Annotated in this window: 9 protein-coding genes; 3 read left to right on the plus strand and 6 right to left on the minus strand. The window is 71.7% G+C overall.

The window, feature by feature from the left end; all coding sequences use genetic code 11:
• Positions 1–25: 25 nt before the first annotated feature.
• Entirely contained in the window at positions 26–1573 is a 1548-nt protein-coding gene (locus tag O7634_RS26925; protein WP_278152917.1) for an NAD(P)/FAD-dependent oxidoreductase, read from the plus strand.
• Between the two features lie 124 nt (positions 1574–1697).
• On the opposite strand, the gene O7634_RS26930 is transcribed toward O7634_RS26925, so the two are convergent.
• Positions 1698–2459, minus strand: coding sequence for a phosphotransferase (locus O7634_RS26930; RefSeq protein WP_278152918.1), 762 nt, complete (start codon positions 2457–2459; stop codon positions 1698–1700).
• Between the two features lie 167 nt (positions 2460–2626).
• On the opposite strand from O7634_RS26930, the gene O7634_RS26935 reads away from it, so the two are divergent.
• Together O7634_RS26935 and O7634_RS26940 are read left to right on the plus strand one after the other, a co-directional pair.
• Positions 2627–6088 carry a ThuA domain-containing protein gene (locus O7634_RS26935; RefSeq protein ID WP_278152919.1) on the plus strand — a complete coding sequence of 1154 codons (3462 nt, stop codon included), beginning with the start codon at positions 2627–2629 and terminating at the stop codon, positions 6086–6088.
• A 162-nt stretch (positions 6089–6250) separates the two neighbouring features.
• Positions 6251–6787 carry an AAA family ATPase gene (locus O7634_RS26940; protein WP_278152920.1) on the plus strand — a complete coding sequence of 179 codons (537 nt, stop codon included), beginning with the start codon at positions 6251–6253 and terminating at the stop codon, positions 6785–6787.
• Positions 6788–7104: 317 nt separating this feature from the next.
• Here O7634_RS26940 and O7634_RS26945 read toward each other — a convergent pair whose 3' ends face one another.
• The 5 genes from O7634_RS26945 to O7634_RS26965 all read right to left on the minus strand — a co-directional run bounded on the left by O7634_RS26945 (position 7105) and on the right by O7634_RS26965 (position 14630).
• Positions 7105–10218, minus strand: a complete 3114-nt coding sequence (locus tag O7634_RS26945) for a S8 family serine peptidase (RefSeq protein WP_278152921.1) — start codon at positions 10216–10218, stop codon at positions 7105–7107.
• Between the two features lie 156 nt (positions 10219–10374).
• Complete coding sequence (locus O7634_RS26950; protein WP_278152922.1) at positions 10375–11538, minus strand: hypothetical protein; 1164 nt, start codon at positions 11536–11538, stop codon at positions 10375–10377.
• On the minus strand, positions 11531–12334 hold the full coding sequence (locus tag O7634_RS26955) for a sugar phosphate isomerase/epimerase (RefSeq protein ID WP_278152923.1): 804 nt from the start codon (positions 12332–12334) through the stop codon (positions 11531–11533). The genes O7634_RS26950 and O7634_RS26955 overlap by 8 nt, the downstream gene beginning before the upstream one ends.
• Positions 12331–13482 carry a dihydrodipicolinate synthase family protein gene (locus tag O7634_RS26960; protein ID WP_278152924.1) on the minus strand — a complete coding sequence of 384 codons (1152 nt, stop codon included), beginning with the start codon at positions 13480–13482 and terminating at the stop codon, positions 12331–12333. The genes O7634_RS26955 and O7634_RS26960 overlap by 4 nt, the downstream gene beginning before the upstream one ends.
• Complete coding sequence (locus tag O7634_RS26965; RefSeq protein ID WP_278152925.1) at positions 13479–14630, minus strand: Gfo/Idh/MocA family oxidoreductase; 1152 nt, start codon at positions 14628–14630, stop codon at positions 13479–13481. The genes O7634_RS26960 and O7634_RS26965 overlap by 4 nt, the downstream gene beginning before the upstream one ends.
• Between the last annotated feature and the right edge of the window lie 15 nt (positions 14631–14645).

Raw genomic sequence — 14645 nt, forward strand, 5'->3', positions numbered from 1 at the left:
GGCGTGAGCAGGGAGCGCGGGCACCATGAACGAGCGACACGGCACCGTGATCATCGGCGCGGGTCCGGCGGGGCTCACCGCCGCGTACGAGTTGCTCCGGCACGGCCTGTCGGTCCAGGTGTTCGAGGCCGACGAGGTGGTCGGCGGGATCAGCCGGACCGTCGAACGCGACGGGTGGCGATTCGACATCGGCGGGCACCGGTTCTTCACCAAGGTGCCCCGGGTGGAGGCGTTCTGGCACGAGATCCTGCCGGACGAGGACTTCCTGACCCGACCCCGGATGAGCCGGATCTTCTACCGGGGAGCGCTGTACAACTACCCGCTCAACGCCGTGAACGCGCTGCGCAACCTCGGCCTGGCGGAGGCCGCCCGCTGTCTCGGCTCGTACGCACGGGCCCGCCTACGGCCACCACGGGACCAGTCGCACTTCGAGGGTTGGGTGTCGGCCCGCTTCGGCTGGCGGCTGTACTCGATCTTCTTCAAGACGTACACCGAGAAGGTCTGGGGGATGCCCGCGGACCGGATGCGGGCCGACTGGGCCGCCCAGCGGATCAAGAACCTGTCGCTGGCGACGGCGATCCGCAACGCGCTGCTCCCCCGGCGTCGCCGCACCGACGTGACGAGCCTGATCGAGGAGTTCCAGTACCCGAAGTACGGCCCGGGGATGATGTGGGAACGCTGCGCCGAGCGGGTCCGCGAGCGGGGCGGGCAGGTGTGGACAGGTAGCTGGGTGACCGCCGTGCACCACGACCCGGCACGACGGCGGGCGATCAGCGTGACGGTCGACGGGGTGGGCGGGCGAAGGACCACGGCCGCCGACCACGTGATCTCGTCGATGCCGATCTCGGAGCTGGTGGCCGCGCTGCACCCGCCGGCGCCCCCGCAGGTGTTGGACTGCGCCGCCGACCTGCGCTACCGCGACTTCCTGACCGTCGCCCTGGTGGTGCCGGCGGAGTTCTCGTTCCCGGACAACTGGATCTACGTGCACGACCCCGGGGTTCGGGTGGGACGCATCCAGAACTTCGGCTCCTGGTCGCCCTACCTGGTCAAGGACGGCCGCACGTGCCTGGGCCTGGAGTACTTCGTGTTCGAGGACGACGAGATGTGGCGTACCCCGGACGCCGACCTGGTGGCGCTGGCCACCGCGGAGCTGGAGCGGCTGGGGTTGGTCCGCCCCGGTGTCGTGGAGGCCGGCTACGTCGTGCGCATGCCCAAGGCCTACCCGGTGTACGACGAGCGCTACCAGCACAACGTGGACACCATCCGGGCGTGGCTGGCCGAGGCGGTGCCGAACGTGCACCCGGTGGGCCGCAACGGCATGCACCGCTACAACAACCAGGACCACTCGATGCTGACCGCGATGCTGACAGCGGAGAACATCGCCACCGGCAGCACGCACGACGTCTGGTCGGTGAACGTGGAGCGGGACTACCACGAGCAGTCGTCCGGCGGCGACGGCCGGCGCGGCACCGGCCGGGACGCCCCGGTGCTGCCCCGCCGGGTCATTCCCGCGCCCGAGGGCGTCGGACCCAACGGTCAGGGCGACCGGCCAGCCCACCTGCCGCTGGGTTGAGCAGAGCGGCCGGTGCGCGGGACCCGCGGAACCGTCAGACGCCCCACCGAACGTCCTGGTGCGCCGCCGATCCCCCGCGACCGCAACCCCTCCGTCCGATCCGAACTCCGGCCACAGGGTCAGGTCATGGGCTTCTCGTCCAGGGTTCCCGCATCCGGGCTCTGAGCACGTCGAACTCGCACCCCGGCGCGTCCGGGTCGAAGCCGTGCTCGATCAGCCAGCGCGCCGCCACCAGGCTGCGCAGCGACCACCAGGCGCGGATCACGGTCCGGTCCACGTCGGTGCCGTAGCCGGCGAGCAGGTCGTCCAGGCGCTCCTCGTGGCCGAGCGTCAGGATGGCGAGGTCGAACATGGCGTCGCCGGGGGCGGCCTCGGACCAGTCGATGACCCCGGTGACCTGGTCGTCGTCGACGAACACGTGGGTGATCTGCAGGTCGCCGTGGATGAACACCGGTTGCCACTGTCGGAGCGCGGCCCCGGCGATCTCCCGGTTGCGCCGGATCACCTCGGCGGGCAGCACGGCGTTGGCGAGCAGCCACGCGCACTCGCTGTCGAGTTCCGCCGCCACGTCGTCGAGCCGGCGCCCCGGCCACTGTGGCAGCGGCGCGTCGTGCAGCCGCCGGACGACGGCGCCCGCGGCGGCCCACGAGGCCGGCGACGCGGGCGACGGTTCGCCGAGGACACCGAGCGCCGTGCCGGGCACGGCGGCGACAGCGAGTACGGGCGGCCGGTGCCAGAGGACCGCCGGGGTGGGTACCGGCGCCATCGCCATCGCCCGCACCTCGACGTCGGCGTGCGCCGGATCAGCGTCGACCTTGAGGAACACGTCGCCGACCCGCAGCGTCGCGCGCTGACGGTGCGCGACGACGATCTCAACCTCGTCCATGGGGGTCAGCCTCGCGTGGATGGCCACCGATGTCGCCGGATTTTGTCGGTGGCGGCGGGAAAACGCTTACCGGAGCGCTATTGACGCTCGTCACTGGCTGTCAGTACCGTGATGCGGGCAGCGAGAAAGCGCTTTCCGACCCTCACCGTCCGACAGGGAGCGCCCCCATGCCCCGACACCTCCGCACGTTCGGCCTCATCCTGCTCGCCATCGCCGCCGTGGTGAGCACCACCACCGCCCTGCCCGCCGAGGCGGCGCCCCGTTTCCGGGTGCTGGTCTTCTCCAAGATCACCAACTACTACCACGACTCCATCCCGGCCGGCATCGCCGCCATCCAGCAACTCGGCGCGGCGCACAACTTCGAGGTCGTCGCCACCACCGACGCGGGCGCGTTCACCGACGCCAACCTCGCCACCTTCGACGCGCTGGTCTTCAACAACACCAACTCACTGCCGACCTCCGGCGACCTGCTCAACGCCAGCCAGCGGGCGGCGATGCAGACGTTCATCCGCAACGGCGGCGGTTGGGCCGGCCTGCACGCCGCCTCGGCCAGTGAACGCGACTGGACGTGGTACGAGGGCCTGGTCGGCACGATCTTCGACTACCACCCGGACTTCTCGTCGACCGGCGGCACCTACCCCGGTCGGGTGAAGGTCCTCGACCGGGCGCACCCCTCCACCCGCAACCTGCCCGAGCTGTGGGAGCAGAGCGAGGAGTGGTACAACTGGCGGACCAACCCGACCGGCAAGGTGCACACCCTCGCGCAGATCAAGGTGCGCGACGGGATCAACGGCCTGGACGAGGGCGTCGACCACGCGTACTCCTGGTGTCAGCGCTACGACGGCGGCCGGTCCTGGTTCACCGCCGGCGGGCACGCCAGCTCCCAGTTCAGCGACGCGACGTTCCTGGAGCACCTGCGCTACGGCATCGAGTGGGCGGCCGGCGCCGTCGCCGGCGACTGCTCGGCCACCAAGACCGGCAACTTCGAACGGGTCGGCCTGGTCACCGAGAACCTGGCGGACCCCTTCGAGCTGGCCGTCGCCCCGGACCGCAAGGTCTACTACATCCAGCGCACCGGCGCGTTGAAGGTGGTCAACCAGGACACGCTCCAGGTGACCACGCTGCTGGACTTCGCGTACACCTCGGCAATGACCGACCAGTCCGACGGGCTGCTGGGGATGACCCTGGACCGGAACTTCGCCAGCAACGGCTGGATCTATCTCCTGTGGTCGGACAAGACACTCAAACAGCTCAACCTGTCCCGGTTCACCGTCGCCAACAACAGCGTCGCGCTCTCCTCGGAGAAGCGTCTGCTGGCCATCCCCACCTACCGGGGTGAGGGCCGGGCCAACTCGCACATGGGCGGCTCCCTGGCCATGGACGGGGCCGGCCGCCTCTACGCGGCGATCGGCGACAACACCGATCCGTTCGCCTCCAGCGGCTACACCCCGATCGACGAGCGCTCCGGCCGCGCCGCCTGGGACGCCCAGGGCACCGCCGGCAACACCAACGACCTGCGCGGCAAGATCCTGCGGATCACCCCGCAGGCCGACGGCACGTACACGGTGCCGAGCGGCAACCTCTTCCCGGCCGGCACCGCGCGGACCCGTCCGGAGATCTACGCGATGGGCATGCGCAACCCGTTCCGGATCACCATCGAACCGCAGACCAACGCCGTACTCGTGGCCGACTACGGCCCGGACGCCCGCGCCGCCGATCCGAACCGCGGCCCGGAGGGGACCGTCGAGTTCAACCGGATCACCACGGCCGGCAACTACGGATGGCCGTACTGCGTGGGCAACAACATCCCGTTCAACGACTACAACTTCGCCACCAACACCTCGGGGGCGAAGTTCACCTGCGCCGCGCCCGTCAACAACTCGCCGAACAACACCGGCCTGACCACCCTGCCGGCGGCGAGGTCGGCGCTGGTGTGGTACGCGTACTCCGCCTCCAGCCAGTTCCCGGAGCTGGGCACCGGTGGTGGCGGGCCGATGAGCGGGCCGGTGTACGACTACGACCCGGCCAACACCCGCACCACGAAGTTCCCGGAGTACTTCGAGGGCAAGTGGATCACCTACGAACTGACCCGCAGGTGGTTCAAGACGCTCTCCATCCACAAGACGGCGCAGACGTTCCGCAACACGCGCTTCGGCCCGACCGCCGTCGGCGACCTCCAGTCGATCAACGGCATCTTCGACAGCATGAGCTGGATCCAGCCCTTCGAGGCGGAGTTCGGCCCGGACGGCTCGCTCTACGTCATCGACTTCGGCGAGGGCACCGGCAGTGGCCGGGGCGGCAGCAACGCCGGCGCCGGCATCTACCGGATCGACTACGTGGCCAACGGCCGGCCACCGACCGCGAAGATCGCCGCCACCCCGGACAGCGGACGCGCGCCCCTCACCGTCACCTTCTCCTCGGCCGGCACGGCGGCGGGCGACGGCACGGCGCTCAGCTACGCCTGGGACTTCACCAACGACGGCAGCACCGACTCCACAGCCGCCAACCCGAGCTTCACCTACACCGCCGCCGGCAAACACACGGCCCGACTGACCGTCCGCAACAGCGGCAACGGGCTGACCGCGACGACGGTCACCGACGTGGTGGTCGGCAACACCCGGCCCACGGTGACCATCAACGTGCCCGACGGCGGCTTCTTCGACTTCGGCGACAAGATCCCGTACACGGTGACGGTCACCGACCCGGAGGACGGCACCATCGACTGCGCCAGGGTGACGGTGCAGACGCAGCTCGGCCACGACCAGCACGCCCACCCGCTGGACGTCTACACCGGCTGCTCGGGGCTGCTCGCCACCGAGGCGGACGCCGGTGACGGGCACGGACCGGGGCAGAACCTCTACACCCTGATCACCGCGCAGTACACCGACGGCGGCGCGGCCGGCGCTCCGGCGTTGACCGGCTCGACCCGGGTGCAGCTGCAACCCAAGAGCAAGGAGGCCGAGCACTTCAGCGCCCAGTCGGGGGTCACCGTCAACGACCGGGCCACCGCCCGCGCCGGCAAGCGGCTCGGCGACGTCGACCACAACGACTGGATCGCGTACGGGCCTGTGGACCTGCGCAACATCGGCTCGGTGACGCTCGGGGTGACCAACGGCGGCCTGGGCGGCACCATCGAGCTGCGCACCGGCTCACCGACCGGCACCCTGATCGGCAGTGCCGCGATCGGCTCGACCGGCGGGTGGGACAATCTCGTCTCCCCCACCGTCACGCTGACCAACAAACCGACCGGCACCACCACGCTCTACGCGAAGTTCGTCAACACCGCCCAGTCCGGCGGCACCCCTGACCTGCTCGCCCTGGACTGGCTGCGGTTCAACGGCGCCGGGATCAAACAGGAGCCGGGCGGTACGTTGTCACTGGCCGCCAACCCGGCCAGCGGCACCGGGACGCTGACCACCACGCTGACCGCCACCGCCACGGCACCGTCCGGGCAGAGCATCACCGACTACGCGTGGGACTTCGGTGACAACAGCGCCATCACGCACGGGGCGACTCTGCGGTCGATCGCCCACACCTATCCGCGCAAGGGCACCTTCACCGCCCGGGTGACCACCACCTACACCAGCGGCGAAACCCGCTCGATCAACCTGACCGTCACGGTCAACTGATCGCGGAGCGGTGGCGGGCGGGTAACCCCGCCCGCCACCGCCACCGCCACCGGGTCGGGCGTGAGTCGAGCGCCGAGATCTTGGACAGTTTCCGTTACGCGAGAACGGAAACTGTCCAAGATCTGCGTTGCGTGCCGTCGCCGACCGTTTCAGGGAGCCCGCGTGAGCAATCGGTACGTCGTCATCACGGGTGGGCCGGGATCCGGCAAGACCACGCTGCTCGACAGCCTGCGGAGTGCCGGACATGCCTGCGTCGAGGAGGCCGGACGACAGATCATCCAGGACCAGCTCCAGATCGGTGGTCAGGCCCTGCACGGCGCGGATTCGCGGCTGTACGCCGAGATCTCGCTGAGCTGGGAGATCCGCTCCTACCGCCAAGCCAGCCAGCACACCGGCCCGGTCTTCTTCGATCGCGGCATCCCGGACGTGCTCGGTTACTACCTCCTGCTCGGCTGGCCCGTACCGAACCACGTGGCGGCGGCGGCACGGCAGTTCCGCTACCACCGGCGTGTCTTCGTCGCCCCGCCGTGGCCGGCGATATACGCCAACGACAGCGAACGACACCAGAACTTCGCCGAGGCGGTGCGCACCCACGACGCCATGGTCGCCGCCTACACCCAGCTCGGCTACGAACTGAGTGTCCTGCCGCTGGGCGACGTCAGCTCGCGCCATGCCTTCGTCGAGCGAATGACAGGCTGATGGTGGCGGAACGATGGGACGTTGACCTGGGCACCGTCGGTCACCTCCCTGGGGGCCGATGCGGTAGCGAGCGGTATACCTCAGAGTCATACTTATACCTCTGAGGTATACCGCTCACATCAAGATGCCGGGCCAGCCAAAGGGGGCGGCCAGCGACCTCCGCGTCCAGGACCGTTCCGGCAGATGGAAGCCCGCGCGTCCGCCTCGCCCGAACCTGAGCCGGCCCAGCCCTGACCGACCCCGTTCACCGAGCCTCGGACGCGGTGGTCGCGACCGTGAGGCGGTGCCGAGCACCACTTCACGGTCGCGACCAAGGTCTACTCCCAGGAACTCTGTTGCGTGTAGACGAGGTTGCCGGGGATCACAGTGCCGTTGGTGTTCCACTCGGTGTACGCCCAGAAGTCGCCGTCGGCGAGCGGCTTCTTCGGCTTCAGCGTGAACCCGTAGGTCAGTCCGCGCTCCACGGTGGAGGGCGCCTCCAGGGTGGCACCCGCATACGTGGCGTTTCGGCTGATGATGGCGTGCCCGAGTTGGAAGTCGACGACCGGGCCGCCGGGGTACTGCGCGAACACGTACGCGGTGTAGCGTCCCGGCTCGGGCAGGAACTTGTAGGCCTGCTCCGCGCTGGTCCAGAACCGGTCACTGCTGTAGACCAGCTTGTCGCCCTTGTACAGGTACAGGTCGAGGTTCGTGTTCGGGTCGTCGGTGTTCGTCTCGACCACGATGCCCGCGGTGTTCGGCGGCACGATGAGGTCGAACGTCTTCACCCCGGACGCCTTCGGGTCGAAGACGCCGCCGTAGACGCCAGCCGGCATCGAGTACGAGTCGCGCCGCATCGGCGTGTATCCGGTGCTGCGACCGGCGAACGGGCCGGTGAAGCCCGGTTGGACCGAGCCGAACGCGCCGTTGGTCATCCGGCCGAACTCCTCGCCGTCGTCGGCGTACGGCCGGGGGCTGATGCCCCACGGACGGGCGGCGACCGGGATGCGGGCGCTGTGGGCCTTGCCCTGCCAGGTGATCGACCCGGTGACGTACCGGTCCCAGGGGGCGTTGGTCCGGCGCACCGTGATGGTCACCGTCGCGGATGTGCCGGGCGCCAGCGTCACCGCTGCCGGCGTCACGGTGGCCTTCATGCCGGGCAGGCCGGACACCGTCGACCGGTACGTCTCCCGCGTCTTACCGACGTTGGTCAGGGTGCGGGTGACGGTCACCGGGCGGGTGCCGTCGTACTCGCGCAGCGAGATGGCTGGCAGGTTGAGCTCCTTGCCGTCCGGCTGCGCGGTCTCGCTGAAGGTGGTCAGCTCGGCCGCCGTCGGCTGGATGACCAGGCCGGGGTCGGCGGCCTTGGTCAGGTTGATCAAACCGCTGCCCTGATCCAAGGGACTGCTGGTGCCGACGGTGTCGGTGGCCGTGGTGCGCAGCGCCGAGGCGACCGCGCCGGGTGACCAGTCCGGGTGGGTGGCGCGCAGGATCGCCGCCGCTCCGGCGACGTACGGCGAGGCCATCGAGGTGCCGGAGTACGCGTCGTAGCTCCGCCCGAAGTTGCCCGCCGGCGACACCGCCGCGATGATGTTCGACCCCGGCGCGACCAGGTCGGGCTTGAACACGCCGAGGGTGGTCTTGTCCGGCCCAGTGGAGGAGAAGTCCGCCACGCTGGGCAGGCCCGGGACGCTGGAGCCGTCGCCGCCGGTCCGCAGCGACACCGTCGCGTCGGTCGGGTGGCGCATCAGGTAGTTGAACAGCGTGCCGGCCTGCTTCTCGGTGGGCAGGTAGACCACCGGGAAGCTGAAGATGGAGTTGATCCGGTAGTTGCCGACCGGGTCGAAGACGACCATCGCCGCCCCGCCCTTGGCCTTGATCTCGGCGGCGGAACCGAACAGGTCGGACAGCGCGCAGGCGACCACCTTGCCCTTGATCTTGGCGGCGTCGAGGCTGCCGGGCTCACAGTAGACAGCGCCCAGATCGGGCGAGCCGGCCTGTTCGCCGAAGACCAGCGGGCGCGAGCCGCCGGGGATCATATCCAGGGACCCGCCGACGAGCGTGGTGCCGTCGCCCAGCTTGACGGTGGCCTCGTCGGGCTTCGTCACGGCCGCGCCGACGGTGGTCACCCAGGGCGCGGCGTTGCTGATCGCGCCGCTCACGATGCCGGTGTTGCCCGCCGACGCCGCCACGAAGACGCCGGCCAGCGTGGCGTTGAGGAACGCGATGCCGATGGGCGTGTTGGCCTCCCAGTCGCCGAGCTGCGAGCCGATCGAGAAATTGATCACCTGCACGCCGTCGGCGACGGCCGCGTCGATGCCGGCGATGATGTCGGCGTCGTAGCCCATGCCACCCCAGAGCACCTTGTAGACGGCGATCTGGGCGTCCGGCGCCACCCCGGTGACCGGGTCGAAGCGGCGGCCGTCGATGGTGACGTCCGCCACCGGCAGACCCGCCGCCGTGGAGGCGGTGTGCGTGCCGTGCCCGGACATGTCGCGGGGGGACAACATCTCGCCCTCGGGAATCGAGCCGCCGTAGGCGAGCCACGAGTCGGCGAAGTACCGCGCGCCGACGATCTTGCCGTTGCAGTGCTCGGCCACGAAGCCGACGCCGGTCTGGCAGGTGCCACGCCAGCTCGCCGGGGCGGGCATCGTCTTGGCGAAGGAGGCGCTCTCCGGCCAGATGCCGGTGTCCAGGACGCCGATCACCATGCCGGCGCCGGTGCCGGGACCGGGCTTGCCGGGCTTGCCGGGCTTGCCGGGCTTGCCGGTCGGGTCCGGCATCGTCGACCGGTCCGGCGTCGTCGAGCGGTCCGGCGTCGTCGAGCGGTCCGGCGTCGTCGAGCGGTCCGGCGTCGTGGCGGGCGGGGTGGCCGCCGTGGGTGGCGGCGTCGGGGTGCCGAGCGCCCGGGATTCGGTGACCGCGCGTACCCGCTTGTCCGCCCGCAGGGCGCTCACCTGGGCGGCGGTCAGCTGTGCCGAGAAGCCGTTGAAGGCGGTGGTGTAGACGGCGGAGACCTGGACCTTCGCGGCGGCGGCGACGGCGCCGCGCTGCGCGTCCAGGTGCTTACGGTACGCCTGGGCGGGCGCTCCGGTGACGTCCAACCGGTCGCCCGCAGCGGGGCGGGTCCGGGCCAGGCCGGACACGCCACCGGCGTACGAGGTCAGGGGCTCCTCGGCGAGCTCGACGATGTACCGGCCCGGACGGGTCTCGTCCGCCGTCCGCCGGTCGGCGGCGTCGCGGCCGCCCGGCCGGCGGTCGGCACCGTCGGTCAGGGTGACCTTCCGGTCGGACCCGTCGGTGAAGTACCCGGCGGCGTCGTTGCCCCCGGTCGGCCCCACCGGGGCCGCCGACGCCGTTCCCGCGACGGCGGTCGTGCTGGCGACCACGGCGAGGACCAGCGCCGGTAGCGCCGATCTCCGCAGTCTGTTTCCGCTCGTGCTTGTAGCCACGAGGCTCCCTTCGATGGCTCCCGTGTGGAGCGTTTCTCCGATCGCGACCCCCGCTCATGGGAGCGCTCCCCCACTCAAGCCGCCGACGGTTAAACAGCGGTTCGGGAGGTGTTACGGATCGCTGGTGCGAATAAGATCACGTTCGCGGAGCCACGACTAGATCATCTTTGTGCGACCCCGCCATAGCACAGTGCACACTCCGGCGAGGGCGAGGCCGAGCAGCGGGGCCACCGCCAGCCCGGCGAGCGTGCCGGCCACCGCGAGCAACGCCGGCGGCACCCAGCACCAGGCCGGCACCGTACGCGGCGCACGACCACGCCGGCGCGCGGCGGCCTCGGTCGCCATCGGCACCACGAGCACCGGCAGCGCTGCGGCCAGCACCGTCAGCCAGGGCAGCACCAGCCGGTCGAACCGCGCCACGGCGAGCATCCCGCCGAGCACCGCGACGGCGAGCATCGCACCCCGGGCCGGCACCCGCGGCGTCAGGCCGCGGATCGCCAGCGCCCCGGAGTACGTGGTGGTCAGCGCCGCGGCGAAGACCGCCACCGCGACGAACAGATTCGCGTACGCGGCGAGCCCCGACCCGGTCGCCAGCAGCGCCACCACGTCCGTCTCGCCGGTGCGCAGCCACAGGCCGGCCCCGGCGAGCACACCGAGCAACGCCGGCCCGACCAGCAGCCCCACGCACCAGGCCAGGTCCCGTGGCCGGGCGAGACCGACGCTGAAGTCCGGCGCGCGCAGCGCGAACACCGCCGCGTACCCGATCAGCGCGGCGGCGTCGGCGAGCCCGCCGGCGGCGGGGCGGACCGGCGTGCCCGGCGGCGGCAGCACGGTCAGGCACCACCCGACCAGCACCACCGCGCTGAGCGTGGTGACCACCGCGACCCGGTTGCCGAGCCGGGCCGGCGCCCAGGAGACGGCGAGGACCGCCACCTCCAGCAGGACCGGACCGGCCCAGCCCGGCAGGTGCGTCAGCGCGGCCAGGGACGCGCCGCCCAGCCCCACGTTGAAGCCGTTCCAGCCGACCATCGACACGGTCAGCACCGCCGCCAACAGCAACCGCGAGGTGTCGCCGAGGTACGCGGGCAGCACCGCGGTCAGCGTCGCGCCATCGCCGAGCGGTCGGCGCAGACCGACGCGGCCCTGCCCCCAGAGCAGCGCCGCCATCAGCGCCCCGCCGAGCAGCAACCCGCCGGCCGGCACCGCGCCGCCGTGCCGGGCGGCCATCGCCGCGCCGAGCACCAGGGTGGCGGGCGCGGTGCCGATGCCCAGCCACGCGCCGACCGCCGCCGACCAGTGTCGTGGCGCAGCCTCAGACAACGTGGCGCAGGTAGCCGTCGATCGCCGCGTCCAGCGCCTCGACGCCCGGACGCGCCCACACCTCGGCGGAGAACACCTCCACCTCGATCGGGCCGTGGTAGCCGGCCGCGTCCACCGCCTCGCGCAACCGGCGCAGCTCGATGCAACCGTCACCGGGCAGCGCCCGGCCGAGCAGCACCCCCTCTGGCAGCGGGGTCACCCAGTCGCAGACCTGGAACGCGGCGATCCGGTCGCCGGCCCGCGCGATCTGCGCGTAGACGGTGTCGTCCCACCAGACGTGGTACGCGTCCACGACCACACCGACGACGGTCGGGTCGAAGCGTTCGGCGATGTCGAGCGCCTGGCCCAGGGTGGCGATCACGCACCGGTCGGCGGCGAACATCGGGTGCAGCGGCTCGATGGCCAGCCGCACCCCGGCCGCCGCCGCGTGCGGGGCCAGCTCGGCGATGGCGTCGGCGACCTGACGCCGGGCGCCGTCGACGTCCCGGCTGCCGGCGGGCAGACCACCGGAGACGAGCACCAGCTCCGGCGCGCCGAGCGTGGCGGCCTCCTCGATGGCCCGCAGGTTCTCCGCCCGCCAGCCGTCGGCGGAGAAGAACCCACCCCTGCACAGCGAGGTGACGGACAGGCCGGCCTCGCGGACCAGCTTCGCCGAGCGGGCGAGCCCGTACTCCGCGACCGGCTCCCGCCACAGCCCGATACCGGGCACGCCGGCCGCCACGCACCCGGCCACCACGTCGGGCAGCGGCCAGCGCTGGGCGGTCGCCTGGTTGAACGAGAACCGCTCCAGGCTCATTGCGGCACGCCCGCGACGGTGAAGAACGCCCGTGCGCGGGCGGCGGCCAGGTCCGCGTCGGGCAGCAGGCCGGCCGCGTCGGCCAGGGTGAGCAGGGTCGCCAGGTGCGCCGGGGACCGGCCGGACTGTGCGCCACCGACCATGGTGAAGTGCTCCTGCCGCCCGGCCAGCCAGGCCAGGAACACGATGCCCGTCTTGTAGTGCCAGGTCGGGGCCGCGAACAGGTGCCGGGCCAGCGGCACCGTCGGCGCGAAGACCTCGTCGTACGCCGTCAGGTCGCCCCGGTCCAGCGCGGCCAGCGCGGCGGCGGCGGCCGGGGCGATGGCCGCGAACACCCCGAGCAGCGCGTCCGAGTGGCCCACCTCGTCGCCCCGGATCAGCTCCGGGTAGTGGAAGTCGTCACCGGTGTAGAGCCGCACCCCGGCCGGCAGCCGACGGCGCAGCGCGACCTCCCGGTCGGCGTCCAGCAGCGACACCTTGATGCCGTCCACCGTCGACTGGTGCGCCTTGATCAGCTCGACCACCGTGTCGGCGGCCACATCCAGGTCGACGGCTCCCCAGTAGCCGGTCAACGCCGGATCGAACATCGGGCCCAGCCAGTGCAGCACCACCGGCTCGTCGGCTTCGGTCAGCAGCTCGTCGTACACCCGCAGGTAGTCCTCGGGGCCGCGGGCGGCGGCGGCCAGGTGCCGGCTGCACATCAGCACCGGCCGGGCGCCGGCCGCGCGGACGTCGGCCAACTGTTCGGTGTACGCGGCGGTGACGGCCGCCAGGGTGGCCGGACCGGGTGGGAGCTGGTCGGTGCCGACCCCCGCGACGATCCGACCGCCCACCGCGCGGGCCTCGGCGGCGCTGCGCCGGATCAGCTCCCGGGTGGCCGGGTAGTCCAACCCCATCCCCCGCTGGGCGGTGTCCATCGCCTCGGCCACCCCGAGCCCGTACGACCAGAGGTGTCGCCGGAAGGCGAGGGTGGTGTCCCAGTCCACCACCGCCGCAGCGCCCGGCACGTTCTCGGCGGTCGGGTCGGCGACCACGTGCGCGGCGGCGTACGCGATCCGGCCGGTCGCCGGCGCGGCCGGACGGGCGAAGCCTCCGCCGCCGGTGAGCCGGTGCCGCCGCCCGCCGGGCAGCACCACCTCCGCCGTCACGGGCGCAGCTCCGGCACCTCGACGCGAACGCCCTCGCGGGCCGCGCGCAGCCCCAGCTCGGCGAGCTGCACACCGCGCGCGCCGGCCAGGAAGTCCCACCGGAACGGCGCGCCGGCGACGACGTGCCGCAGGTACGCCTCCCACTGCACCTTGAAGCCGTTGTCGAACTCCTCGTTGTCGGGCACGTCGACCCACTGCGCCCGGAAATCCTCGGTGACCGGCAGGTCCGGGTTCCACACCGGCTTCGGGGTCACCGCCCGGTGCTGCACCCGGCAGTTGCGCAGGCCGGCGACCGCGCTGCCCTCGGTGCCGTCGACCTGGAACTCCACCAGCTCGTCACGGTGGACCCGGACCGTCCAGGACGAGTTGATCTGCGCGATCACCCCGCCCGCCAGTTCGAAGATCGCGTACGCGGCGTCGTCGGCGGTGGCCGGGTAGGTGTGCCCGGCCTCGTCGACCCGCTCCGGCACGTGGGTGGCGGTCACGCAGGACACCGCCCGGACCGGACCGAACAACTCCTCCAGCACGTAGTGCCAGTGCGGGAACATGTCCACGACGATGCCGCCGCCGTCCTCGGCCCGGTAGTTCCACGACGGTCGCTGGGCGGGCTGCCAGTCGCCCTCGAAGACCCAGTAGCCGAACTCGCCCCGGATCGAGATGATCCGGCCGAAGAAGCCGCCGTCGACGAGGCGCTTGAGCTTGCGCAGGCCGGGCAGGAAGAGCTTGTCCTGCACCACCCCGGTGCGGACGCCGGCCGCGTCGGCGGCGCGGGCCAGGTCCAACGCGGCGGCGGTGTCCTCGGCGAGGGGCTTCTCGGTGTAGATGTGCTTGCCGGCCTCGATGGCCCGCCGGATCGCCTTCTCCCGCTGCTGGGTGACCTGGGCGTCGAAGTAGACCTCGACGTCGTCGCGGGCCAGCGCCGAGGTCAGGTCGGTCGTCCAGTCGGTCAGCCCGTGCCGCCCGGCGATCTCGCGGAGCTTCGTCTCGTTGCGCCCGACCAGCACCGGCTCCGGCCAGATGGTGGTGCCGTCGGCCAGCGGCACACCGCCGGATTCGCGGATCGCCAGCAGCGAGCGGACCAGGTGCTGCCGGTAGCCCATCCTCCCGGTCACGCCGTTGACGATGATGCCGATCGACCTGCGGGTCATGGTGTTCCTTCCGTC

The sequence above is a fragment of the Micromonospora sp. WMMD1120 genome (genome assembly GCF_029626235.1).
Classification (GTDB): domain Bacteria; phylum Actinomycetota; class Actinomycetes; order Mycobacteriales; family Micromonosporaceae; genus Micromonospora.

Excerpts from the sequence above, each read along its gene's own strand:
- O7634_RS26965 (WP_278152925.1), bottom strand. The coding sequence starts at position 14,630 with ATGACCCGCAGGTCGATCGGCATCATCGTCAACGGCGTGACCGGGAGG.
- O7634_RS26935 (WP_278152919.1), top strand. The coding sequence starts at position 2,627 with ATGCCCCGACACCTCCGCACGTTCGGCCTCATCCTGCTCGCCATCGCC.
- O7634_RS26930 (WP_278152918.1), bottom strand. The coding sequence starts at position 2,459 with ATGGACGAGGTTGAGATCGTCGTCGCGCACCGTCAGCGCGCGACGCTG.
- O7634_RS26955 (WP_278152923.1), bottom strand. The coding sequence starts at position 12,334 with ATGAGCCTGGAGCGGTTCTCGTTCAACCAGGCGACCGCCCAGCGCTGG.
- O7634_RS26925 (WP_278152917.1), top strand. The coding sequence starts at position 26 with ATGAACGAGCGACACGGCACCGTGATCATCGGCGCGGGTCCGGCGGGG.